The following is a 23,744-nucleotide window of genomic DNA, read 5'->3' on the forward strand; positions in this document are numbered from 1 at the left end:
CACCGTCTCACAATGCGAACTTCGTCTCATGAGGAAACAGGCAGGGAAACAAAGGCTCCCTATACTTGCCGGTTATGTCTGATATGAACGAAACCACAGCAAAGCGCCCGTTGGTGCCGGGCGCCGAAGTCAGCGATCGTCCACTCGTCGAACTGACCCATGTCGAGAAGCACTATGGTGACCTGCACGTCCTGAAGGACATCAATCTCACCGTCAAGAAGGGTGAGGTACTCGTCATCGTCGGTCCGTCCGGTTCCGGCAAGTCCACGATGTGCCGCACCATCAACCGTCTGGAGACCATCGATTCGGGTGATATCCGCATCGACGGCAAGCCGTTGCCGCAGGAAGGCAAGGAGCTTGCCAGCCTGCGTGCCGAGGTCGGCATGGTGTTCCAGTCGTTCAACCTGTTCGCCAACAAGACCATTCTCGAAAACGTGACGCTCGCGCCGATCAAGGTGCGCCACATGGACAAGAAGGCCGCCGAGGACCTCGCCATGGATTTGCTCGGTCGAGTCGGCGTGGCCTCACAGGCCTCCAAGATGCCGTCACAGCTGTCCGGCGGCCAGCAGCAGCGCGTGGCCATCGCCCGAGCGCTCGCCATGCAGCCGAAGGTGATGCTGTTCGACGAGCCGACCTCCGCGCTCGATCCGGAAATGGTCAATGAGGTGCTCGATGTCATGGTCGAACTCGCCCATGAAGGCATGACCATGCTGTGCGTGACCCATGAGATGGGCTTCGCGCGCAAGGTGGCCGACAAGGTCGTGTTCATGGCCGACGGCCAGATTCTCGAACAGAGCACGCCGGATGATTTCTTCGAAAATCCGAAGACCGATCGTGCCAAGGACTTCCTGTCGAAGATCCTCACCCACTGAGCGATTCGAACACGCAGAAGAGGGATTTTCCAATGACATCACTTTCAACCAGGGCGAAGCGTATGCTGCGCAGGGCCGTTGCGGCCCTCTGCGCATGCGCATGCGTGTTCGCCGTCTCCGCGTGCGGCGCGGATGATGCGGATGGCAAGATCCGCATCGGCATTAAATTCGACCAGCCCGGTCTGGGCTTCAAGAAGAACGGCACCTACGTCGGCTTCGACGTGGATGTGGCCAAGTACGTGGCCAAGAAGCTCGGTTATTCCGAGGACCAGATCGTATGGAAGGAGGCGCCCTCCAAGCAACGTGAGGCCATGTTGCAGAACGGTGACGTCGACTTCATCGTGGCCACCTACTCCATTACCGACGAACGCAAGAAGGTCGTCTCCTTCGCGGGACCGTATTTCGTGGCCGGTCAGGATCTGCTCGTTCGCAAGGACGAAACCTCCATCAAGGGGCCTGAAGACCTCAACGGCAAGCGTCTATGCTCCGTGACCGGCTCCACCTCCGCCGTGACCGTCAAGGAGAAGTTCGCCAGCGAGGTCCAGCTCATGGAGCAGCCCGGTTACGCCGAATGCGCGACCGCACTGTTCTCCGGCATCGTCGATGCGGTGACCACCGACGACATCATCCTGGCAGGTCTTGCCTCCGCCGCGCGCGGACGCCTACGCGTGGTCGGCAAGCCGTTCACCCAGGAATACTACGGTGTCGGCATCAAGAAGGGGGACACCCAACTGGCCACCAAGATCAACAACGCCATTGCCGACATGATTCAGGACGGCTCCTGGAAGCGTGCCATCTCCGACAACACGAAGGGCACCTCCTATACGCCGAATGCCAAATACAATCCGCCGGAGCCGACCGAGGGGGAGAAGTAGCAATGGAAGCGTTCATTTCGCTATTCAGCCAGTACAACGTGCCGGCCGCCTTCTTGGTCAACATCGAGCTGACCCTGTGGTCGACTCTGTTCTCCACGATTCTCGGTGTGATTCTGGTCATGATGCGCATCTCGCCGGTCTCCTCGTTGCGTGCCGTGGCCGGTGCCTATGTCGAACTGTTCAAGAACCTGCCGTTGACCATCATTATGGTGTTCATGGTGCTGGGCGCCTACGCACAGCTGAAACTCAGTTTCTCCGACACCTTCGCCACGAACTTCTTCTGGCTGGCCGTCACGGGTCTGAGCCTGTACACCGCGGCCTTCGTATGCGAATCACTGCGCTCGGGCATCAACACCGTGCCGCTCGGCCAGGCCGAAGCGTCCCGTGCGCTGGGCCTGAGCTTCATGCAATCCGCCACACAGATCATCCTCCCGCAGGCGTTCCGTGGCTCTGTGGCGCCTCTGGGCAACACGTTGATTGCATTGCTGAAGAACTCCACCGTCGCGGCCGCCGCGTCCGTGGCCACCGAAACCTCATCGTTGATGAGCGAGATGATCGAGTACCGTTCCGACGTGATCGTGCCGATCTTCCTGATCTTCGCCTTCGGCTACGTGATTCTGATCATTCCGATTGGCATGCTGACGACGTATCTATCCAACAAGCTCGCGGTGAGGAGGTGACGCACCATGGCAAGCAATGAAAGCGCCGTACTGTTCGACCAGCCGGGCCCGAAGGGCCGCAAGACCATCCGTATCGTCAATTGGGTCGCAGGCATCGTCTTCGCAATCGTGCTCGTGCTGATGCTGATGCGTCTGCACAACCCGCCGGACGGCGAGAACCAGCTGAGCTGGGAATTGTGGAAGCCAGCCCTCGACAGTGAGGCATGGACCGATTTCTACCTGCCGGGTCTGTGGGCCACGGTTCGCGCCACCATACTCGCGGTGATCGGGGCCGTGGCGTTCGGTCTGGTCTTCGGCATCGGCCGACTGCTGCCAAGCCTGATCATTCGCACCGTTTCCGGCGCCATCGTGGAATTCGCCCGAGCCGTGCCGGTGCTGTTGCTCATGATCTTCTTCTGGCGTTGGTTTGCCTTCGCGGGCCTGCCAAGCCCGGCTTACTGGGCCGTGGTACTCGCATTGGTGATCTATAACGGCTCCGTGGTCGCCGAGCTGGTTCGCTCCGGTGTGGGTAACCTGCCGAACGGCCAGAGGGAGGCATCCCTCGCCCTCGGTCTGACCCGTACGCAGTCACTCATGCAGATCGAAGTGCCGCAGGCCATCTACGCCATGCTGCCGGCCGCCGTGACCCAGCTGGTCGTGGTACTGAAGGACACCGCCCTCGGCTCGATTATCATGTACACCGACCTGTTGCAGGAGTCCCGCCGACTCGGCTCGATGTACTTCAACATCCTGCAGACCCTCGTGGTGGCCGCAGTCGTGTACTTCATCGCATGTTGGCTGCTGAGCCGGTTGGCCGAATGGCTGCCGGAACGCATGCAGAGGCACACCGCCGCCCCCGCCGAACCCGAGCCGGTCGCCCCGATCGCCATCATGGATCCGTCTAACGTGAACCAGATCGCCGTGGCCAAGGAAGGCGTGCCGCTGGGCGGTGCGCAACGCCAGTACCATGTGCACCATCGTGGTACGAACGCGTCGATTCGCCACTGGCGTCAGACGCGGTACGACCAAGGCTACGATGAGACGCATCCGGAAAGCCAGATCAAGTTCGACAAGAACGGCAAACCGCTTCGCGAGAACCCGTTCGGTGATCTTCTGAAGGAAGCTAAGCCGAAGGAAGACAAGCCGAAGGGCAGCAAGTAACACACCATGACCGATTCTTTGGGGGTATCCCCGAGAATCGGTCATTTGCGTCTACCATGGGAACCATCAATCGTCAGGCAGGGAGGCTTGGGATGGCGGATAAGGATTCGAAGAAGGGTGAGGCAAAGAACCCCGCAATCGCGAAAACGCTCAACAAAGTGGAGGAACGACTCGACATGGGAGAACGTTCCGATTCGGTGGCGGAAGGCTTGGCGAACGTAGCCAAGGCGAGCGAATTGCTGAGTTCGGTGTGGACGTTGCCTCCCGGGCAGCTGTTGCGATTCCACCACGATACGAAGGTGGCCGAACTTGACGGCGATTCCACGCCGGGATTCGACGGCAACAAGGAGGATGCGGAACGGTTCATCGGCATCAGCTCCGCGGAAATCGCACGATACCAGCGATTGATGTATGCCAACGGCGTGAAGGGGTCACGTAGGCGCCTGCTCATCGTGTTGCAGGGCATGGATGCCTCGGGCAAGGGTGGCATCGTACGGCATGTGTTCAGCCAAGGCGATCCGATGGGCATGCACTATCACGGTTTCGGAGCTCCCAAAGGCGAGGAGCTCGATCACGACTATCTGTGGCGTATCAAACGTGAGTTGCCCAAGAACGGCTGGATCGCCATCTTCGACCGATCCCAGTATGAGGATGTCGTCATGCCGCATGTCCACCGCACCTATCCGGAAGAGGTATGGCGGCCCCGATACGACGAAATCAACCGTTTCGAATTGCAGTTGGTATCCGACGGCTGCGCCATTATCAAAATCTTCCTCGTGGTCAGCAAAGAGGAGCAGAAAAGGCATTTCCTGAGCCGACTGGACGATCCGACCAAATATTGGAAATTCGATCCCAGTGATCTTGAGGCGCGTGAACGCTGGGACGACTATATGGATGCCTGGCAGGAGGTATTCGTGAAAACCAGTACCGAGCAGGCGCCATGGTATCTGGTACCTGCCGATAACCGCTGGTATTCCAGGGCGGTGGTCTCCGAACTGTTGCGCAATACGCTCAAGAACATGAATATGATCTGGCCGCCGCTCGAAGTCGACGCCGACGAAATGCGACGTCGACTCAACGACATGTGACGGCGTGACGGTCAGTTGGTGACGGAATAGTCGAAGAATACGACCTCGCCGCTGGATTGCGTGGCATCCAAGTCGACCACGCCGGTGATGGCCCAATCATGGTCGCCGTCGGAATCGTCGATGATCTGGCGTACTTTCCAGCTGTGTTCGTCTTTCTCCTTGCTTTCGTCAAGGATGAACAGTTCGCCGCTGCGCGCCTTCGCATCGGTGTTCACATACTCGTGTTCGTCGTAGAAGTCGTCAAGCACGTCCTCCCACTCGTGCACTCCATAACCCCAGTCCTTATCGAGAGCCCCCAACTCTTCGGGTCTGTCGAGATCCATGAGTTGCACTCGGCGGAACATGGCGTTGCGTATGAGCACGGTAAGGCCACGACGATCCTCAACCACGGCGTTCCTCGTGCCGGGAGCCGCCAGATTCGCGGCGGCTTCGGCGGCTTCGGCATCGGCCCCGGCATTCTCCCACTCGTCAACCAGACTCGAATCGATGGAACGTACCACCACACGCAACCATGAGATGATGTCATGCAATTGCTCATCACGTTTCTCGGCCGGTACGGTACGGGCCAATGCACGGTAGGCGTCGGACAGGTAACGCAGCAGCGTGCCCTCGGAACGGGCGATGGCATAGCGGGCGATGTAGCCGGTGAAATCGGAAGCCGTCTCGACCATGTCTCGCACCACTGACTTCGGGCTCAGCCAATAATCGTTCGCCCAAGGCACATCATGGCGATATTCGTCGAATGCGGCCTGCAGCATGTCCTCCAACGGCTTGGGATAGGTGATTTCCTGCAAGCGGTCCATGCGTTCGTCATAGTCGAGGCCGTCCTCCTTCATGCGGATCATCGCCTCATCGCGCGCCTGGCGTTCCTGCGCGCGCAACACCTGCTTGGGATCCTCCAACGTGGCTTCCACCATGGAGATCACATCCAGCGCATACGTTTCCGACTCCGGATCGAGCAGCTCCAAGGCTGCCAGCAGAAACGGGCTCAGCGGTTGATCGAGTGCGAAATCGTCAGGCACGTCGACGGTCATGAAATAGTTCTTACCACCGTCGTCACGGTCTTCGGTCTCGATCACGTTCGTGTCGAACAGTGTCTGGAAGATCTCGTCGGCACGCGCATGCAGACGTTCCTTCTGCTCCGGACTCTGCGCGGAATCGTCGATAAGACAATCCACGCGGTAGCGTGCGTCGCCGCCCTGCTCCACTTCGTTCAGCACCATCGAATGCGTGATCTTCATATGTGGCACCAATGTTTCCGGTGCGGCGTCGATGAGTCTGTCGAATGTGCTCTCGTTCCATGTCACGAAACCTTCCGGTGCCTTTTTGCGCTTGACCTTCTTGAGTTTCTTCGGATCGTTGCCGGCCTTGGCGAGTGCCTTGGCGTTCTCGATTTCGAATTCGGGGCCTTCGGCGATGACCAGGCCTTCCGTGTCGAAACCCATACGGCCCGCACGACCTGCGATCTGGTGAAACTCGCGGGCGCGCAGCCTGCGCATCTTCGTGCCATCGAACTTGGTCAAAGCCGTCAACACCACGGAATGAATCGGCACATTGATGCCGACCCCCAACGTATCCGTGCCGCAGATCACCGGCAACAGCCCCTGCTGGGCGAGCTGTTCGACCAGACGGCGGTAGCGGGGGAGCATGCCGGCATGATGGATGCCGACGCCCGTACGCAGCAGGCGTTGCAGGATCTTGCCGAATGCGGTGGTGAACTTCGTGCCTTTGATGGCCTCGGCGATGGCGTTGCGTTGCTCCTTGCTGGACACGCCCGTGCTTGCCAGCGCATTGGCGGTCTCCAACGCCGCATCCTGAGAGAAATGCACGACGTAGATCGGCGTCTCGCCTTTGCCGAATGCCAGTTCCACCGTCTTTTCCAACGGGTCGAGCGTGTATTCGTAGGTCAATGGCACCGGGCGGGGCGCATCGGCGATGATATCGACATCCGTGTCGGTCATGCCTTCCAGCCTGTCGGCGATGGCATCGACGTTGCCGAGCGTCGCGCTCATCAGCAGAAACTGCGTATCCGGTAGGGTCAACAGCGGTACCTGCCAGGCCCAACCACGTTCGGGATCGCCATAGTAATGGAACTCGTCCATCGCCACGCATCCGACATCGGCATGCCGTCCCTCGCGCAATGCCTGATTGGCGAGAATCTCGGCGGTGCAGCAGATAATCGGCGCATCCGCATTGATATGGGTGTCGCCGGTGATCATGCCGACATGCTCACGGCCGAACACCTCGACCAGATTGAAGAACTTCTCGGAGACCAGCGCCTTGATCGGAGCCGTGTAGTAGGAACGCCGTCCCGTGCACAGAGCCGCGAAATGCATGCCGAGAGCCACCAACGACTTGCCGGAACCGGTCGGGGTGTTGAGAATCACATGGTCGCCCGCCAGAAGATCCATGATCGCCTCTTCCTGATGCGGCCACGGTTCGACGCCCTTGACGTTCGCCACCCAATCGAAGAAACGTTCGTAGATCTCATCCGTATCGATGTTGCGTTCGCCCTCGTCCCAACGCGGCGCCAACGCGCCCAACGAGCCATAGTTCGTATCGTCTGCCATAGCTGCAAGTCTACCGACGGGTTACAAACGCGCGTGTCGAACGTGTGTTCGAATTTTGTGCCTCGTTGGAGTAGAGTTGGCTTCATGACTGAGGATTTGTTCGGTGCGATGGAGGCGCCGGAGGAGATGACGAGACCACTGGCCGTGCGCATGCGCCCGTCAACGGTTGATGAGGTCGTCGGGCAGGGGCGTGTGCTGGGAGAGGGTTCGCCGCTGCGCAGGCTCGCGAATCCGGCTTCCAGGAAATCGCTTACCGCGCCGAGCTCCATCATCCTGTTCGGGCCTCCCGGGGTGGGCAAGACCACACTCGCCTACATCGTCGCCAAGCAGTCCGGTCGTGTATTCGAGGAGCTGTCAGCCGTGACTTCCGGTGTCAAAGACGTGCGGGACGTGCTCAAGCGTGCGCACGACCGACTGGTCGCCGAAGGCAAGGAGACGGTGCTGTTCATCGACGAAGTGCATCGTTTTTCCAAATCACAGCAGGATGCGCTGTTGCCCAGCGTGGAAAACCGCGACGTGACCTTCATCGCGGCGACCACCGAGAATCCGAGCTTCTCCGTCATCAAACCGCTGCTGAGCCGGTCGGTCGTCGTCAAACTCGAATCGCTGGAACCGGATGATCTGAGAACCCTCATCAACCGTGCCGTCGAAGACGAGCGAGGGCTGAACAACGAGGTGCGAATCCGCGATGACGCCGTGGATGAAATCATCCGCATGGCCAGTGGCGACGCACGCAAGACACTGACCATCCTCGAGGCGGCCGCGGGTGCGCTCACCGGGGACAAGGAGCGTAAGAAGGGCGCGAAACGACCTGTCATCACACCTGACGTGGTATCGAAGGTCATGGATGTGGCCACCGTGCGTTATGACAAGGACGGCGACGACCATTACGATGTGATCTCAGCATTCATTAAATCCATGCGCGGCTCCGATCCGGACGCCACCATGCACTATCTGGCTCGTATGCTGCGTGCCGGAGAGGACCCGCGCTTCATCGCCCGCCGCATCATGATCGCAGCCTCGGAAGAGGTGGGCATGGCCGCCCCGCAGATTCTGCAGGTCACCGTGGCGGCCGCACAGGCCGTAGCCATGATCGGCATGCCGGAAGCGCGCATCATTCTGGCGGAGGCGGCGCTCGCCGTGGCGACCGCGCCGAAATCCAACGCCAGCTACAACGCCATCAATTCGGCGCTCGCCGACGTGGATGCGGGGCTGATCGGGCAGGTGCCACTGCACTTGCGCAATGCGCCGACGGCCCTGATGAAAAGCTGGGGCAACCACGAAGGGTACAGATACGCGCATGACTGGCCGGGTGCGGTGGCTCCGCAGCAGTACATGCCCGACGAATTGAAAGGCCGCGAATACTACCATCCGAACGACCGTGGCTACGAACATGAGGTTAAGCCGCGGCTGGAGAAAATCCGCCGGATTCTTCATGACGAGGATGAGACGCAGCAATAGGCGACCCAAGTGGGCCGGCGGTGAAAGCGTGTCGAAAACGGTCAGGGCCTCCGCTACACTGCTAGATGGCTTTCCGGCAACGGCCATCGCACTTGGCCGTAGGAAAAAGTGCGCAGACAGGGAAATATGGAAGCAGAGAACATCGTAAAGAGCAACGAATCATCAGGCAACGAAATAACACATAACACGACGGTCGCCAATCCCACCCCAGACGAACGTATCCCAAGCAAACTCATCGGAGCCATCGTGGCAGTAGGGTCGTTGGCGTTCATCGGCATTCTCACCGAGACGGTGATGACCGTGCTCTTCCCGCAACTCATGAGGGAATTCGACGTCGATACCGCCACCGTGCAATGGATCACCACCATCTACCTGCTGGTGGTGGCCTCCACCATGCCATTGTCTTCCTACCTCAACCGCAAGTTCAGGCACCGCACGCTGTTTCTGGCCGCGGTGGCGCTCGCGGTGTTGGGATCGCTGATCATGATCTTCGGCCATGCGTTCCCGGTGATTCTCGTCGCACGTGTGGTCCAGGGCGTCGGATCGGGCGTGGCGACTCCGTTGATGATCAACATCATCCTCGAGCAGGCTCCGCGCACCAAGGTCGGACGTCTGATGGGCGTAGGATCGCTCGTCATCACCGTGGCCCCAGCCATCGGTCCCACCGTCGGCGGCGCCATTTCCAGCATCCTGCCATGGCGTGCGATTTTCGTCATCGTGATTCCGGTGATTTTGCTGATCTCGTTGCCGATAGGCTTGCGGTGCATCGAACAGCACCGTCCGATCGAAGAGGCGCACCTGAATCCGCTGCAGTTCATGGCGATCGTATTGTCGCTATGCGGTCTGGTGATGTTCCTCAACCAGGCCGGCGTGGCCATCGGTGCCGAGGTCGGTGGCGGCAGTGCGCTACCTTCGACCGCCATCGCGGTCATCAGCCTGATCGTCGGCCTGGGTTCGCTGGCGTTCTTCGGCTGGTCCTCGAGGCGTTCCTTCTCACCGCTCATACGTCTCGGTTGGTTACGCGATCCGATGGTGCTGTTGCATCTGATCGCCTACATGATCCTGCCGATCGTCGGCATCGGATTCGGCTATGTCATCACCAATCTGGCTCAGCTTTCGCTTGGCACGAACGCTTTCGTCGCCGGTGCGCTGGTGTTGCCGGGCGCACTGATCGGCGCCTTCTTCGCACCGGTAGGCGGCATGCTCTACGACCGATTCGGCGCGTTCCGTCCGATTCTCGGGGCCTTCTGCGCGGCCATCTGCGGTCCGGTTCTGCTGTTGGCATTCTCGATGCATCTGACTCCGGCGATGCTGGCGGGCTTCTATTTCATTTTCGGACTCGGCTATTCGCTGGGATTGTCGAACATCATGACCAACGCGTTGAACCATATCAACCCCGTATTCATGCCGGACGGCAACGCCGTGTTCAATACCGGACTGCAGTTCGGCGGTGCAGCCGGAACGGCGCTGTTTTCCACGATTCTCGCAGTGGCCCAGGCCGGAGCCGGCAAGGAGGGGAGTGACGCTTTCCGCCATGCCACGGCCGTAGGCGGAGGGTGGACCTTCGCCACGATGATCGCCATCGTCGCCATCGCCATCTGTTGCCTGATCGTGGCGTTCCGTATCGGTTCGAAGCGTCGATAACGTGCCATGGAAAACGCCTGTAGCGTAATGTGAAGTGGGCGCTTCGCAAGGGAATCGGGGCTTGCTAATCTGTCTCTACCGTCTAATCGAGAGGACAGGATATGAAACCCGGATACCCGCATAACGGCATCACCACGGCATTGTTCAAGCCAGTCGCGGCAGCGCTTTCCATCGTCGCGCTGCTGGCAGGTTGCGGTTCCGTGGAGGCGAAGGATTCCAAGACCGAGATCGCCAGCATCGATAAGGTGGTCAGCGTCAACATCACCGAGCCGTCCAACGGCCTGCTCCCCAGCGATACCAGCGATATGTCCGGATGGAAGATCGTCAGTCAGCTATATGACGGGTTGGTCACTTTCGACGCATCGGGCAACGAAACGCTTGTCGAGGCCGAATCGATCACTCCGAACGATGACGCATCCGAATACACGATCGTCATCAAACCGGATCTGGCGTTCTCCAATGGCGAGAAGATCACTGCCAAGACCTATGCGCGGAGCTGGTCGTTCGCGGCCAATGCGGCCAATGGGCAGGTGGGGGCCTCCATTTTCGAAGACATCCGGGGATATGACGAGTTGCAGGATGAGAAAGGCTCCAAGACCGCCCAACTATCCGGCCTCGACGTGGTGGATGACACCACATTGAAGGTTACGCTCAAAGCGCCCAACTCGGCGTTCCTGTACAAGATCGGAGACATCGCCTTCCTGCCGATGCCATCCGAAGTGATCGAGAATCCCAAGGAATATGGGCAAAAACCGATAGGCAACGGTCCATACAAGCTGAAGGCGTACAAGGGCGGCGAGGAAATCATCCTCGAACGTGATGCTTCCTATACCGGTCCACGCAAGACCAGCAATGCCGGTATCGACTTCAAGGTCTACCAGAGCCTCGACGCGGCCTACTCGGATCTGCTGGCCGGCAATCTCGATGTGCTTGACTCCATTCCGACTTCCGCGCTGAAAACCTATCGGAGCGAGACATCCATCACTGCGGTCAGCAAGCCAGGCCCGGCGTTCTCGGCCTTCACCATTGCCCAGAACCTCAAGCATTTTCAGGGCGAGGAAGGCAAATACCGCCGCCAGGCCATCGCACATGCCATCAACCGTGAGAATATCGCCAAGGCGATTTTCGGTGGCACCGTGACCCCGGCCACGGACTTCCTTGCGCCGGTGATCAAGGGGTATGACGCCAATCTCGACACCGATGGCGTGCTGGCATACGATGAGACGAAAGCCAAGGAGCTGTGGGCCAAGGCGGACGCCATCTCGCCATGGGACGGCACCTTCCGCATCGCCTACAGCGCCGACGGCACCGACAGGGAATGGGTGGAGGCCGCGGCCAACTCCATCCGCAACACGCTCGGCATCAACTCCGAAAGCTACCCATTCGCCACGTCCAAGGAATTGAAGAGCGCGATTCAGGAACGCACCGTCAACGCGGCGTTCAAGTCGGGCATGCAGTCCGACTACCCGCATCCGGAAGGCTACCTGGTGCAGGCGTACGATTCGTCGGCGGCTGACGGCAAAGGCCTGAACAACGGCGATTACAAAAGCGACCAGTTCGACGCACTGATCGACCAGGCCTCGGCCGAAACCGATCTGGACAAGGCGGTGAGCCTGTACCGACAAAGCGAACGCGTGCTTTTGGAAGACCTGCCGGTGATTCCACTGTGGTATACCAACGTCACCGCGGCGGCGGTCAAAGGCGTGCAGGTGGACTACAACTACATGGGAGTCCCGGAGTACAACACCATCGTCAAATAACACCTTCAGCAGCGTGACGGAGACTCCACCATAGGCGCAAATCACACACCCGTCGCTTCGAAGCGGTAGGCTGAAGAACTATAGAAAACACTGAAAAGGAGACAAGGTGAGCAACCTAAGTGCACCCCTGCCCGTTATGGCCGGCGAAGACATGCCGGCAGGGCCCACCGATCCGATTTTCAATCGTCTGCTGAAGGACCGCATCATCTGGATGGGTGAGGAGGTCAAGGACGATATGGCCAATCGCATCTGCGCACAGATGCTGATGCTGGCCGCAGAGGACCCGAAGAAGGACATCTGGCTGTATATCAACTCCCCGGGTGGTTCCATCACCGCAGGCATGGCCATCTACGACACCATGCAGCTCATTGAGCCCGATGTGGCGACCGTGGGCTTGGGCATGTGCGCGTCCATGGGGCAGTTCCTGCTGAGCTCCGGCACCAAGGGCAAGCGATTCCTGACGTCGCACGCCCGCGTGCTGATGCATCAGCCGTCCGGTGGCATCGGTGGCACCGCCACTGACGTGCGCATCAACGCCGAACTCATCATGGACATGAAGAAGACCATGAGCGAGCTGACCGCCGAGCAGACCGGCCACACCGTCGAGGAGATTTACCGCGACAACGAATACGACCACTGGTTCACCGCGCAGGAGGCGTTGGAGTACGGCTTCGTAGATAAGCTCGTTTCCACGCACGACACGATGAGCGCCACCAAGGGAGAGTGATTATGGCAAGCGAAGAAGCACAGTTCGTAGCCCGCGCCGAGCATCTTGCCGGCCCGACCGGCGTGGTTGGCTTTCAGACGCGCGCCGCACGCGAGGCCGCATTCGCCCCGCAAGACCGTTATGTGCTGCCGCAGTTCGAAGAGAAGACTCCATACGGCTTCAAGAGGCAGGACCCGTACACCCGCCTGTTCGAAGATCGCATCATCTTCATGGGCGTGCAGGTGGATGACACCTCCGCCGACGACATCATGGCCCAGCTGCTGGTGTTGGAAAGCCAGGATCCGAATCGTGACGTGATGATGTACATCAACTCTCCGGGTGGTTCGATGACGGCCATGACCGCCATCTACGACACCATGCAGTACATCAAACCGGACGTGCAGACCGTGTGCCTGGGCCAGGCGGCCTCCGCGGCGGCCATCCTGCTGGCCGCCGGTACCAAGGGCAAGCGGCTGATGCTGCCGAACGCCCGCGTGCTCATCCATCAGCCGGCCATCGACCAAGGTTTCGGCAAGGCTACGGAAATCGAAATCCAAGCCAAGGAAATGCTACGCATGCGCGAATGGCTGGAAGACACGTTGGCCAAGCATACCGGGCAGGACGTGGAGAAGATCCGTAAGGATATCGAGGTTGACACCTTCCTGACCGCGGCCGAAGCCAAAGCATACGGCATCGTGGACGAAGTGCTCGAGCATCGTTCCTGACGGTTCGTATCGGTCCGAGCATATCTTCACAAATCAATGCCCCTGCACCCAACCGGCAGGGGTATTGTGTTTTCTCAACACAAGGATTTCGAAAAGGGGTGCGAATGGGACGTGTGGTCGACTACAACGACGCAGCGCCAAGATGCACGTTCTGCGGCAAGTCCGAGAATCAGGTACGCAAGCTGGTCACCGGTTCGGGTGCGGCCATCTGCGACGAATGCATCGAACTGTGCGTGGACATCATCTCCGAGGAACGTGTCAAAGACGCTCAGATCAATACGTTGCAGTTGCCCAAGCCGGCGCAGATCAGTGCCTACCTCGACGGTTATGTGGTAGGGCAGGAGGCGGCCAAACGCACGCTGTCGGTGGCCGTATACAACCATTACAAGCGTGTCAACATGGAGATGCGCGAATCTGCCGAGTTGGCCGATTCCGCCACGCGGCGCAATCAGTCCGATCCTTTGGCTGACGTGCAGGTAGCCAAGTCGAACATCCTGCTGCTGGGACCGACCGGCGTGGGAAAAACCTATCTGGCGCAAACGCTGGCGAAAGTGATGAACGTACCGTTCGTCATCGCCGACGCCACCACGCTCACTGAAGCCGGCTATGTGGGAGACGACGTGGAGACGGTGTTGCAGCGCCTCATCCAGGCTGCGGACGGTGACGTGGCGCGTGCACAGCAAGGCATCGTCTATATCGACGAAATCGACAAGATCGCGCGCAAAAGCGGCGAGAACACCTCGATCACCCGCGACGTATCGGGTGAAGGCGTGCAGCAGGCGTTGCTCAAGATTCTGGAAGGCACCATGGCGTCGGTGCCGATGGAAGGCACACGCAAGCACCGCGAACAGGAAACCGTGCAGATCGACACCCGCGACATCCTGTTCATCTGCGGTGGCGCCTTCGTAGGGCTGGACGATATCGTGGCGCAGCGTCTTGGTGCCAGGGAAAGCGGTTTCGGTGCGGCTTGGCATGACCATGAGGTACCCAAACGTGAGTTGCTGGCGCGGGCCAGCGCCGACGATCTGGCCGATTTCGGTCTGCTTCCCGAATTCATCGGGCGTCTACCGGTGGTGAGCGTGCTGGAGGAGCTTACCGAAGACGACCTGGCCCGCATCCTCACCCAGCCCGAAAATGCGCTGGTCAAGCAATATCAGAAGCTGTTCGCCGTGGATGGTGTGAAGCTCACGTTCACCGAGGAAGCGGTGCGGCAGATCGCGGCCACGTCGATTCGTCGCGGCACCGGCGCCCGAGGACTGCGTTCCATCATCGAAAAGACCTTGGAAGATACGATGTTCCAATTGCCTAGTCTGGACGATGTGTCGGAAGTGATCGTGGACGCCGCCTCGGTGCATGGCACCGGCACTCCGAAATTTCTGCGCACCCCGACTCAGGAGATTCCTCGGCGTAAAGCGGCCTGAACCCTGTGAATCGCAGCGACACGCCGAAATTTTGACTCAAGGGTGTTTGGGTGTATCTTATTCGAGTTGCCAAAAACAAGCAACGTTGCGCGAGTAGCCCAGCGGATTAGAGCAGCTGACTACGGATCAGCAGGTCGCAGGTTCGAATCCTGTCTCGCGCACCAGCCGCCGATCATCAGGCGGCGCAAACAAATGAGATGATGTTGCGCGAGTAGCCCAGCGGATTAGAGCAGCTGACTACGGATCAGCAGGTCGCAGGTTCGAATCCTGTCTCGCGCACAAGGATCTCCTTCGCGAATGCGTTGGAGGCTTTCTTTTTTCTCAGAGGTATGCTCACAGTCAACGCCAAGGGTGTTCGGTACACTGGTGTACGGCATTTTTACGTGCGATTCGGCCATATTGAGAACGCAGACAAGGAGCATAATGACCGCAGAAAAGCAAGGACTTTGGGTGACCATACGGCGCATCGCCGCCTCCGACCGCATATCCGGCCTGATCATGCTCGGTTTCGCCCTTGCCGGTCTGCTGCTCGCCAACCTGCCATTCACGGCGCATGCCTTCGAACAACTTGAGGAATTCCGTATAGCGATTCCGCGCACCAACATCGACATGGGACTCGGACATTGGGTGCAGGATGGTTTGCTGACCGTATTCTTTCTGACGGTCGGTCTTGAGCTCAAACAAGAACTTACCACGGGATCACTGTCCAATCCGAAGGCCGCGGCCGTGCCGATGCTGTGTGCGGTGGGAGGCATGCTCGTTCCGCCGGTACTGTTCATCGCGGTCATCGCGTTGTTCGCGCATTTCGGCCCTGGCGGAGTGGGGGAGCTGGTCATCGCTTCCGGCACCGATTTTTCCTTCGGTGAGATGTCTCATGGGTGGGCGGTGCCCACCGCCACCGACATCGCATTCTCGCTGGCCGTGCTTGCCCTGTTCGCCAAGGCGCTGCCAGGTTCCATCCGTGCATTCCTGATGACTCTCGCCACGGTGGACGATCTGTTGGCCATCATTCTGATCGCCGTGTTCTTCTCGTCGGTAAACGCTTGGTACTGGTTCATCGGCATCGCCGCATGCGCGGTCGTCTGGTATTTTCTGGTGCGTATGCAGAAGGTGCCGTGGCTTGCCGTGGCCATCGTAGGCATCCTTGCATGGGTCATGATGTTTGAAGCGGGCATTCACCCCACACTTGCCGGTGTGTTGGTGGGACTGCTCACCCCGGCCCGTGAACGATTCGGCGAGAAAAGCCCACGTGCGGAACGGTATGCGGATAAGCTGCAGCCGTTCTCCGCACTGTTGGCCTTGCCGATCTTCGCCCTATTCGCCACCGGCGTGCATTTCGAATCGTTGACTTGGGCGCTGTTCGTCTCACCGGTGGTAATCGCCGTGATAGTGGCTCTTGTGGTGGGCAAGCCCTTGGGCATTATGATCACCGCATGGCTGTCCACGCATCTGGCCGGCCTTAGGATGGCCAAAGGGCTTCGTGTGCGTGACATGTTTCCGGCGGCATGCGCGTGCGGCATCGGATTCACCGTATCGTTCCTCATCGCCTCATTGGCATATCAGGATGCCGAACTGTCGGCGGAAAGCCGTTTTGGCGTACTGATCGCCTCATTGATCGCGGCGGTGATCTCAGGCATTCTGTTGAGTCGTCAGTCCAAGCGCTTTGAGGCCGCACAACGGCAGTCTTCCGAAACGGACGACCGGTATGCCGATGACGGCACCGATGATGAGGTTGAGACCGTGCTCGAAGACGGCACCATTGCCGTCAGCCAAATGATTGGCACGCGGAACGAGACGAAGTGATACGCGGCGCCCGTTGCCGGGCGCCGACACGGTGTCATCGTTTGACGGCTACAAGAAGACCGGTGCCGGTAGGGGTGAGCGTGGTGACGAAACGTTCGTCGGATTCCACGGTTTCCAGCAGTGCACGCATGGCCACGGATTTGGCGTCCCTATTGGCGGGATTCAGTACGCCACCCGCGGATTCGGCCGATTCGAAAGCCAACATGTCGGTGAAGACGATGACACCATGGGATTTGAGTAGGCGGGGCGCCTGTTCAAAGGAAGCGTCATAGTTACCTGGATCGCCGGCAACGACAATCAGATCGTAGGTTTCGGCATTCAACCGCGGCAGAAACACTCCCGCCGGCGCGTTCACCGCACGAAGCGTGGTCTGAATCTCATCGGATAGGTGATTGAACAAAGTACGGATGAGCGCAATGCCTTGGGAGGAGGAATCGACGGCGGTCAGTTGGCCACCGTTTTCCAAGCCGTTGACCAGCTGTAATGTCTCCACTACGGAACCGGTGCCGACGGCGATTACCGATGAGGCGCCAATCATATGCACCAGTACGCGCAACAGCTCGGCCTGAGCGGCGGACCCCTGCGTGATACCAGTCTCCTCGGCACGTGTGCGCACCGCATTCAGCTCGACGGACTGGCGTGAGAACGCATGATCCTCAACAAACTCCCAGGCTTTGGCGAGATTGGTGTACGACGTTCTATCCATGACTTTCAGCGTTCCTTGATTTGGGCGATCAGCTGCCAGATTTCCTCACCGACGTCAATGCCACGCGGGCATTCACGGCTACAGGCGCGCACCGACTGGCATGCTGCGATGCCGTCGGCCGAATCGATGGCATCCATACGCGCAGAGGCCTGTGTATCTCGTGAATCGTTGATGAAACGGGAGGCGGTGATGAGTGCGGCCGGACCGATGAAGGCTTCGCCGCCGGCATATACCGGGCAGCTACCCTCACAGGTACCACACGCAATGCAGTTGCTCAGCTGTTCGTATTTGGCGAGTTGTTCGGGGCGTTGCAGATATTCGAACGCATCGATCTTACCTTCGGCGGTGGTGGCCAGCTCACCGTTCGCCTGCAGATATGGCTTGAGCCTTCTGATTTGGTCGAGCATCTGGTCGATGTCGGCGATCAGATCGCGCTGTACCGGAAAGCCCGGCAATGGTGCCAACTCGATGACGCCGAGACTGCCGGAATCATCGGCGGCACCGTCTTCGACCGCCACGGCATCTCCCGTATGGCGGAAACCTTCGTCATCGACCATGGAGCTATTCGGCTGCTTGGCCCAGTCTTTGATGGTCGCAGTGCACAACAGGGTGGGGGTGCCGTTGATGGCCACGGCGTCGGATCCGCACATGCCATGGCCGCAGGAGTAGCGGAAGGCGAGCGTCGGGTCGATGGTGCGTTTGATGCTCAGCAGGCAATCAAGCAGCGTATCTTCCGGGCGTGCATTCAACGTATAGTCCTGCACCCACTGTTTGCCGCGAGGACGGCGCCGCGACGATGCGCCCGAGTCGCCGAAGGGTGAGCTTTTCTTCGCGAACGGGCTGCCGCCACGACCGCGGTCGCGATCCGGGCGCGGAGCGAACCGATTCACGCGCAATGTCACCGTGCTCACGCCGTTTCCCATATCGCTCATGTACCCGCCTTTCCGATGAAAACCGTCAACCAGTTTGCCATATGCTGTGCCCAGAAACACTAATATTCACGGGTTTTTGGCGGCATGTCCACAATATGCACGGGCTGCCAGGAGACCTGACCGTCCGCATCGACCATGGAATGGGCGAGGAAATGCTCGTCGTCGCGTTCAGGGAAGTCGAGGCGCTTCAGGGATCCTCGGGATTCATGGCGTGCATCGGAGGCCTTCAGTACGGCTTCGCCCAGCTCGATGAGATGACGCACCTCCCAGATGGCGGTAATCTCCTGATTGAAGGTCGGTGCATCGGAATGCGCGTGCAACCGTTCGGCCCGTGGCTCAAGCTCGTCATGCAGTACGGTGAGCGCCCGCTCAATGCCGTCCTCGTCGCAACGTACGGCGACGGCGCGCTCCATCACCGATCCCAGATCGGCCATCAGCTGATATGGATTGTCCCGGCCTGCTTCGTCATCTTCCGGTGCCGTCACCAGCAGATCCTTGATCTCGGCGGTACGTGCGGAGGCCGTTCGCTCCACGACGTCGACTCCGGCATCTTCCATCGGTTCCTCAGCCATCGGATCATTCACCGGATCATTGACGATGCGTGCCGCCATCGCCTGACCGGAACGGGTGCCGAACAGGCAGGCGTCCAGCAGGGAGTTACCTCCCAGTCGGTTCGCGCCATGCACGGATACGCAGGAACATTCGCCGGCGGCGAACAGTCCCGCGACCGTATGACGTTCGTCATCGTGCCAGCGGTAGACCTCGCCATCGGTACTTACGGGCATGCCGCCCATCGTGTAATGCGCGGTCGGCTTGACCGGTACGTAGTGCACGGTCGGATCGAGGTCGGCGTACTTCTCAATGGTCTCGACCACCTGAGGCAGTACCTCGTGCATGTGCCGGGCTTCGATGCCGGTCATATCGAGCCATACGCAATCCTTCGGGCCTTCCGGATCCTTCGGATCGGCGACTCCTCGCCCCGCGTCGATTTCGGCCATGATGGAGCGGCTTACCACATCGCGGGCGGCCAGATCGGCATGCCCCGGCGCGTAACGTTCCATGAAAGCCTCGCCATCGGCATTGCGCAGCACGCCGCCTTCGGCACGAGCCGCTTCGGACAGCAGAATGCCCGTATGCGCGAGCCCGGTCGGATGGAACTGCACGAATTCGGCGTCCTCAAGCTGCAGCCCGGCAGTCAACGCCAATGCCATGCCATCGCCTGTCAGATCCCAGGAATTCGAGGTGGTGTGGAACAACCGTCCCGCACCACCGGTGGCGATAAGCACATTGCGTGCATGAATGGCATGCGCCACACCCTTATGCGTGTCGAACGCCACCACGCCTTCGACCTTCGAACCGTCCTGTGAGACGACCAGGTCGGTCACATACCATTCCTCGGCGAATTCGATGCCTTCGGCCACGCACTGCTGCCACAGCGAGAACAGGATCTGGTGGCCGATGCGGTCGGCCGCATAGGCGGCACGACGGACGGGTGCCTTACCGAAATCCTTGGTATGGCCTCCGAAACGACGCTGGGCGATATGGCCGTCCTCGGTACGGGAGAATGCCACGCCGGCATGTTCGAGCGCGATGACGGTGGCGGGGGCCTCTTGGGCGAGCAGACTGGCGGCATCCTGATCCACCAGCCAATCGCCGCCCTTGACGGTGTCGAAATAATGCCAGTGCCAGTCATCTTTCTCGACATTGCCCAGGCTGGCGGCGATGCCGCCCTCGGCTGAACCGGTGTGCGAACGCAACGGCTGGAGTTTGGAAACCACTAGGATGTTCGGGTCGATGCCTCTGGCCTTCAGGTCGCGCATCTGTTCGCTGCGCAGCATTCCCAACGCCGCCGACAGGCCCGCCGCGCCGGCTCCTACGATTACCGCATCATACAGATCTTCAACATGCTTCGGACTCATACCAACGATTCTCGCACAAGGTACGACGAAACGGCAGAGCCCTCGTGTGGATCGCGACCTTACGCACCGCCGGATGCGATGGCGATCCGCCCCGCCTCCATGGTGATGATGCCGGAAAGCTCCAATGCGCCAAGCTCCTGCATGATCGCCGCAATGGAGTATTCGTCCGGATGCGATTCGTTCAGCATGTCGAGGATGCCGTCGGCCGACACGGTGCCGTAACGGCTGCGGCATGCGCGAATGGCATGCAGGATGTCGTTGCCGGCCGTGTTCGTGCCATCGTCTTCCTTGCAGTGGTCCGGGTCGTCGGATGGCGGGAGGTCTTCGGCTTTCGACGATGCGGTGATATGCGGCCGATGTGCCTCATGGCACAGTTCGCCGATGTCGCTCAGCGAGCAGACGATTGACGCCTTGCCGTCCTGAATGAGCCGGTTACATCCGGTGTTGTGGGGCATGGTGACGTCTCCGGGAACGGCGTAGAGTTCGCGATTGAGCTCGCCGGCCCATCCGGCGGTGTTCAGGGCTCCTGACCTGGCTCGTGCCTGCGCCACGATCACCGTTGACGACAATGCGGCGATGAGTCGGTTGCGTAGGAGAAAACGTCGTGCCTCCGGAATGGTCGCAGGGCATAGTTCGGAGACCAGGGCGCCTTTGCCGTCGACGATGCGTTCGAACAGTCGCGCGTTGCTCTTCGGGCCGATGTGGTTGAGCCCTCCGGCGAAAACCGCCACGGTTCTGCCGCTGATGCCGGCACCGACCTCATCCATGGCGGCCAACGCTCCCCAGTGGGCGGCGGCATCCGTGCCCAATGCGCCGCCGGACACGACCGTATGTCCGGCTCGGGCCGCTTGACGGGCGAGTTCGAACGCGCACTGGCGACCATAATCGCTGACGCCCCGCGAGCCGACTATGCCCACCGGTTTGGGGCAGGAGACCAGTGCTTCAGGATCGCCACGCCCCCATAGGCATAGTGGGGCGGCCCAGTCGGTACGCAACGACAGATCGGCGAGTTGGGATGGCCAATAGGGATGGTGAGGGGCGATGATCCACTGCGTGCCTGCGGCCGTGAACCAGCATTCCAGCTGCTGAGGGTCATGTGAGGGCAACGTGGCCAGACGCTGTTGCCATGACGCGAGCGAACCATGGAATGAAGACATGCCGCGAGCGTTGATGGTGCGTCCCCACCGGGTGATGCCGTTGATGAAGGCCGCGTCCAATGCTTTGCAGGCTGCGGTGACTACCCCTTCGTGTTTGCCTGGACCGCAGTCGGCGATCAGTTGCAGAGCGCTGGTGGCGCTGCCCGTACCCTTCAGCAGCGCATACATCATGGCGTCCGCACTGTCCAGGCAGTACGTCAGTACGGCCCTTGCCAAAGTCTCCTCGTCGACTGGATGGAGCGTCTCATTCATGACAACCTCGTTCGCATGGAGATTCCCTGCATCATTTCCGTGGGCCCGGGGGAGGATTTGCCGGCCAGATCGGCGAGTGTCCAGGCGAGGCGCATGGCCCGGTCCGCCCCGCGTAGGCTGAGCCGCTCGCTTGCCAGAGCTCGATTGACCAATGCGATGGCCTTATGTGAGGTATTGGCGCGCAACCACGTGCCGGTGGCTTGCGCGTTGCAGGACCATCCGTATTCGCGGAAGCGTTCCTGGGCCATCTGTCGGGCCACCATGACCCGCAGTCGGATTGTGTGGCTGGATTCGCCGGTCTGTCGGCTTCCCGAATCGATGCGGTCGACCGGCAGCACTTCGACTTGAATGTCGATACGGTCGAGAATCGGACCGGAAAGACGGCTGAAGTATTTGATGCGGTCCTTCTCTTTGCAGGCGCAACGTTCGCCATTGCCATAGGAAAAACCGCAGGGGCATGGGTTGGCGGCCATGATGAGCTGGAATCGGGCCGGGTAGTAGGTGGTGCCTTTCGAACGCGAGATCGCCACGTAGCCCGACTCCAACGGTTCGCGCAGCGTCTGCAATGCGCGTGCGGAAAATTCCGGGGCCTCATCCATGAACAGGATGCCACGATGCGCCCTGGTGATGGCACCTGGTTGGGCCAATCCCGTTCCTCCGCCTACCAAGGATGCCATGGAAGCGGTATGGTGCGGCGCTTCGAATGGCGGAACATCGGTGATGCCATAGCTGGGTAGCGTGCCGCAGAGCGAACGGATCGAGGCGATCTCCAGTTGCTCCGTCTCATTCAACGGGCTCATGATGCCGGGCATGCGAGAGGCAAGCATGGTCTTGCCGGTGCCGGGAGGGCCGGTCATGAGCAGATGGTGGCCTCCGGCCGCCGCGACTTCCAAAGCCCATTTGGTCGATTCCTGGCCGACAACTTCGCACATGTCTCCGGGCGCAGAGCATTGGGTGACGTCCATACCGGTTCCGATATCGCGCTGGGTGTCCGGTATATGGTATGTGGCATGGCCTCCCATCAGTTCGATGAGTTCGCCCACATGACGTACGCCGATCACGTCGATGTCGTCGATGAGCCGGGCCTCGTCGATGTTGGCGTGGGGTACGATGACCTGCCGTATGCCCTGTTCCCGCGCATGCAGCATGATCGGTAGCAGGCCGTTGACGGGAAGTACGGTGCCGTCGAGATTGACTTCGCCCAATACGATGGTGTCAGCCAAGCAATCATGCCCGATGGTGCCGGATGCACTGAGTACGCTTGCCGCGATGGCCAGATCATGCGAGGATCCTTTTTTCGGCATGGAGGCGGGGGAGAGATTTACCGTGACACGGGTTTCGGGCCATTTGAAGCCGCTGGCCTGACATGCTGACTTGACCCGTTCCTTCGCCTCGGAAAGTGAGGTGTCGGGCAGTCCGATGATGGAAAAATACGGTAGGCCGGGGGATATGAAGGCCTGAATCTGGATGATGAAGGCCTTCAGTCCGATCAGACCGACTGACAATGCGCTGCCGATGGCCATCAGAACGCTCCTTCGATATGATGCACCAGCGGTCTGCCTGCGCGTACGATGACGGTGATGACGTCGAAGCGCACCCCATTATGGGGAACGCGGTGACTGGGTTCCATCAGCCATTGCACCGCCGCATGTCGCAGGTTGATCTGCTTGGAAGCGGTGACCGCCTCCTGCGGGGTGCCATAGCGAAGGGTGCGTCTGGTCTTGACTTCGACGAACGTGATGCAACCCGCTTCGCTGCGGGCCACGATGTCGAGTTCGCCATAACGGCAATGCCAGTTACGGTCGAGAATGCGCCAGCCGCGGCACTGAAGCCATGCGGCGGCGTATTGTTCGCCGAGCGCGCCGATTTGGCGGGTGGATAGCGTGCCGTCGTGCAGCCGCTGTGCAAGAGAATCAAGGGGTTGCTCCGATGGCGGCGTCGCGACCGGAAGCTCGGGTGTGATGTTGCCGTTCATGATTCAAGTGGAACAGAGACGGATGTCCCGAGGCAAGGCCGAATGGCGAATGTGGATA

Annotated in this window: 19 protein-coding genes and 2 tRNA genes; 14 read left to right on the forward strand and 7 right to left on the reverse strand. The window is 60.0% G+C overall.

The window, feature by feature from the left end; translation table 11 throughout:
• The first annotated feature begins 74 nt into the window (after positions 1–74).
• The 5 genes from BBDE_RS03840 to BBDE_RS03860 all read left to right on the forward strand — a co-directional run bounded on the left by BBDE_RS03840 (position 75) and on the right by BBDE_RS03860 (position 4,655).
• Entirely contained in the window at positions 75–872 is a 798-nt protein-coding gene (locus tag BBDE_RS03840; RefSeq protein WP_003840758.1) for an amino acid ABC transporter ATP-binding protein, read from the forward strand.
• Positions 873–904: 32 nt separating this feature from the next.
• The gene (locus BBDE_RS03845) at positions 905–1,747 is read left to right on the forward strand and encodes a glutamate ABC transporter substrate-binding protein (protein WP_033489200.1); all 843 of its coding nucleotides are present in this window, start codon (positions 905–907) and stop codon (positions 1,745–1,747) included.
• Between the two features lie 2 nt (positions 1,748–1,749).
• Positions 1,750–2,427 carry an amino acid ABC transporter permease gene (locus tag BBDE_RS03850; RefSeq protein WP_003840755.1) on the forward strand — a complete coding sequence of 226 codons (678 nt, stop codon included), beginning with the start codon at positions 1,750–1,752 and terminating at the stop codon, positions 2,425–2,427.
• Positions 2,428–2,433: 6 nt separating this feature from the next.
• Complete coding sequence (locus tag BBDE_RS03855; RefSeq protein WP_003840752.1) at positions 2,434–3,567, forward strand: amino acid ABC transporter permease; 1,134 nt, start codon at positions 2,434–2,436, stop codon at positions 3,565–3,567.
• A gap of 176 nt (positions 3,568–3,743) precedes the next feature.
• On the forward strand, positions 3,744–4,655 hold the full coding sequence (locus tag BBDE_RS03860) for a PPK2 family polyphosphate kinase (protein WP_390622463.1): 912 nt from the start codon (positions 3,744–3,746) through the stop codon (positions 4,653–4,655).
• Positions 4,656–4,666: 11 nt separating this feature from the next.
• On the opposite strand, the gene BBDE_RS03865 is transcribed toward BBDE_RS03860, so the two are convergent.
• Positions 4,667–7,225 carry a DEAD/DEAH box helicase gene (locus BBDE_RS03865; protein WP_012902034.1) on the reverse strand — a complete coding sequence of 853 codons (2,559 nt, stop codon included), beginning with the start codon at positions 7,223–7,225 and terminating at the stop codon, positions 4,667–4,669.
• Between the two features lie 84 nt (positions 7,226–7,309).
• Between BBDE_RS03865 and BBDE_RS03870 the strand changes: the two genes are divergently transcribed.
• The 9 genes from BBDE_RS03870 (at position 7,310) to nhaA (ending at position 16,745) form a co-directional block, all read left to right on the forward strand.
• Positions 7,310–8,686 carry a replication-associated recombination protein A gene (locus tag BBDE_RS03870; RefSeq protein ID WP_003840747.1) on the forward strand — a complete coding sequence of 459 codons (1,377 nt, stop codon included), beginning with the start codon at positions 7,310–7,312 and terminating at the stop codon, positions 8,684–8,686.
• 126 nt (positions 8,687–8,812) lie between these two features.
• Positions 8,813–10,330, forward strand: a complete 1,518-nt coding sequence (locus BBDE_RS03875) for an MFS transporter (RefSeq protein WP_003840746.1) — start codon at positions 8,813–8,815, stop codon at positions 10,328–10,330.
• Between the two features lie 101 nt (positions 10,331–10,431).
• Positions 10,432–12,090, forward strand: a complete 1,659-nt coding sequence (locus BBDE_RS03880; protein WP_003840745.1) for a peptide ABC transporter substrate-binding protein — start codon at positions 10,432–10,434, stop codon at positions 12,088–12,090.
• A 106-nt stretch (positions 12,091–12,196) separates the two neighbouring features.
• Positions 12,197–12,817 (forward strand): ATP-dependent Clp protease proteolytic subunit, encoded by a 621-nt coding sequence (locus tag BBDE_RS03885; RefSeq protein WP_100070439.1) that lies wholly within the window; start codon positions 12,197–12,199, stop codon positions 12,815–12,817.
• A gap of 2 nt (positions 12,818–12,819) precedes the next feature.
• Complete coding sequence (locus tag BBDE_RS03890; RefSeq protein ID WP_012902038.1) at positions 12,820–13,521, forward strand: ATP-dependent Clp protease proteolytic subunit; 702 nt, start codon at positions 12,820–12,822, stop codon at positions 13,519–13,521.
• A gap of 104 nt (positions 13,522–13,625) precedes the next feature.
• Positions 13,626–14,942 (forward strand): ATP-dependent Clp protease ATP-binding subunit ClpX, encoded by a 1,317-nt coding sequence (gene clpX, locus BBDE_RS03895; protein ID WP_003840742.1) that lies wholly within the window; start codon positions 13,626–13,628, stop codon positions 14,940–14,942.
• A gap of 87 nt (positions 14,943–15,029) precedes the next feature.
• A tRNA-Arg gene (locus tag BBDE_RS03900) sits at positions 15,030–15,106 on the forward strand.
• 41 nt (positions 15,107–15,147) lie between these two features.
• Positions 15,148–15,221, forward strand: a tRNA-Arg gene (locus BBDE_RS03905).
• Positions 15,222–15,365: 144 nt separating this feature from the next.
• Entirely contained in the window at positions 15,366–16,745 is a 1,380-nt protein-coding gene (gene nhaA / locus BBDE_RS03910; RefSeq protein WP_003840740.1) for a Na+/H+ antiporter NhaA, read from the forward strand.
• Between the two features lie 34 nt (positions 16,746–16,779).
• Here nhaA and BBDE_RS03915 read toward each other — a convergent pair whose 3' ends face one another.
• Genes BBDE_RS03915 through BBDE_RS03940 form a run of 6 tightly spaced genes read right to left on the reverse strand, consistent with a single transcriptional unit; the run spans position 16,780 to position 23,686 of the window.
• Positions 16,780–17,451, reverse strand: coding sequence for an O-methyltransferase (locus BBDE_RS03915; protein WP_012902041.1), 672 nt, complete (start codon positions 17,449–17,451; stop codon positions 16,780–16,782).
• Positions 17,452–17,456: 5 nt separating this feature from the next.
• Positions 17,457–18,383 carry a succinate dehydrogenase/fumarate reductase iron-sulfur subunit gene (locus BBDE_RS03920; RefSeq protein WP_033489203.1) on the reverse strand — a complete coding sequence of 309 codons (927 nt, stop codon included), beginning with the start codon at positions 18,381–18,383 and terminating at the stop codon, positions 17,457–17,459.
• A gap of 59 nt (positions 18,384–18,442) precedes the next feature.
• On the reverse strand, positions 18,443–20,302 hold the full coding sequence (locus BBDE_RS03925) for an FAD-binding protein (RefSeq protein ID WP_003840734.1): 1,860 nt from the start codon (positions 20,300–20,302) through the stop codon (positions 18,443–18,445).
• 59 nt (positions 20,303–20,361) lie between these two features.
• Entirely contained in the window at positions 20,362–21,711 is a 1,350-nt protein-coding gene (locus BBDE_RS03930) for a DNA-processing protein DprA (protein WP_003840733.1), read from the reverse strand.
• Positions 21,708–23,234, reverse strand: coding sequence for a YifB family Mg chelatase-like AAA ATPase (locus tag BBDE_RS03935; RefSeq protein WP_003840732.1), 1,527 nt, complete (start codon positions 23,232–23,234; stop codon positions 21,708–21,710). Before BBDE_RS03935 ends, BBDE_RS03930 begins: the two co-directional genes overlap by 4 nt.
• Complete coding sequence (locus BBDE_RS03940) at positions 23,234–23,686, reverse strand: YraN family protein (protein WP_003840731.1); 453 nt, start codon at positions 23,684–23,686, stop codon at positions 23,234–23,236. Before BBDE_RS03940 ends, BBDE_RS03935 begins: the two co-directional genes overlap by 1 nt.
• Between the last annotated feature and the right edge of the window lie 58 nt (positions 23,687–23,744).

It is taken from the genome of Bifidobacterium dentium JCM 1195 = DSM 20436 (genome assembly GCF_001042595.1).
Taxonomy (GTDB): domain Bacteria; phylum Actinomycetota; class Actinomycetes; order Actinomycetales; family Bifidobacteriaceae; genus Bifidobacterium; species Bifidobacterium dentium.

Coding starts and splice junctions, on each gene's coding strand:
- BBDE_RS03940 (WP_003840731.1), bottom strand. CDS start 23,686: ATGAACGGCAACATCACACCCGAGCTTCCGGTCGCGACGCCGCCATCG.
- BBDE_RS03875 (WP_003840746.1), top strand. CDS start 8,813: ATGGAAGCAGAGAACATCGTAAAGAGCAACGAATCATCAGGCAACGAA.
- BBDE_RS03880 (WP_003840745.1), top strand. CDS start 10,432: ATGAAACCCGGATACCCGCATAACGGCATCACCACGGCATTGTTCAAG.
- nhaA (WP_003840740.1), top strand. CDS start 15,366: ATGACCGCAGAAAAGCAAGGACTTTGGGTGACCATACGGCGCATCGCC.
- BBDE_RS03860 (WP_390622463.1), top strand. CDS start 3,744: ATGGGAGAACGTTCCGATTCGGTGGCGGAAGGCTTGGCGAACGTAGCC.
- BBDE_RS03930 (WP_003840733.1), bottom strand. CDS start 21,711: ATGAATGAGACGCTCCATCCAGTCGACGAGGAGACTTTGGCAAGGGCC.
- BBDE_RS03845 (WP_033489200.1), top strand. CDS start 905: ATGACATCACTTTCAACCAGGGCGAAGCGTATGCTGCGCAGGGCCGTT.
- BBDE_RS03840 (WP_003840758.1), top strand. CDS start 75: ATGTCTGATATGAACGAAACCACAGCAAAGCGCCCGTTGGTGCCGGGC.
- BBDE_RS03915 (WP_012902041.1), bottom strand. CDS start 17,451: ATGGATAGAACGTCGTACACCAATCTCGCCAAAGCCTGGGAGTTTGTT.
- BBDE_RS03855 (WP_003840752.1), top strand. CDS start 2,434: ATGGCAAGCAATGAAAGCGCCGTACTGTTCGACCAGCCGGGCCCGAAG.
- BBDE_RS03935 (WP_003840732.1), bottom strand. CDS start 23,234: ATGGCCATCGGCAGCGCATTGTCAGTCGGTCTGATCGGACTGAAGGCC.
- BBDE_RS03865 (WP_012902034.1), bottom strand. CDS start 7,225: ATGGCAGACGATACGAACTATGGCTCGTTGGGCGCGTTGGCGCCGCGT.
- BBDE_RS03925 (WP_003840734.1), bottom strand. CDS start 20,302: ATGAGTCCGAAGCATGTTGAAGATCTGTATGATGCGGTAATCGTAGGA.
- BBDE_RS03870 (WP_003840747.1), top strand. CDS start 7,310: ATGACTGAGGATTTGTTCGGTGCGATGGAGGCGCCGGAGGAGATGACG.
- BBDE_RS03920 (WP_033489203.1), bottom strand. CDS start 18,383: ATGAGCGATATGGGAAACGGCGTGAGCACGGTGACATTGCGCGTGAAT.
- BBDE_RS03850 (WP_003840755.1), top strand. CDS start 1,750: ATGGAAGCGTTCATTTCGCTATTCAGCCAGTACAACGTGCCGGCCGCC.
- BBDE_RS03890 (WP_012902038.1), top strand. CDS start 12,820: ATGGCAAGCGAAGAAGCACAGTTCGTAGCCCGCGCCGAGCATCTTGCC.
- clpX (WP_003840742.1), top strand. CDS start 13,626: ATGGGACGTGTGGTCGACTACAACGACGCAGCGCCAAGATGCACGTTC.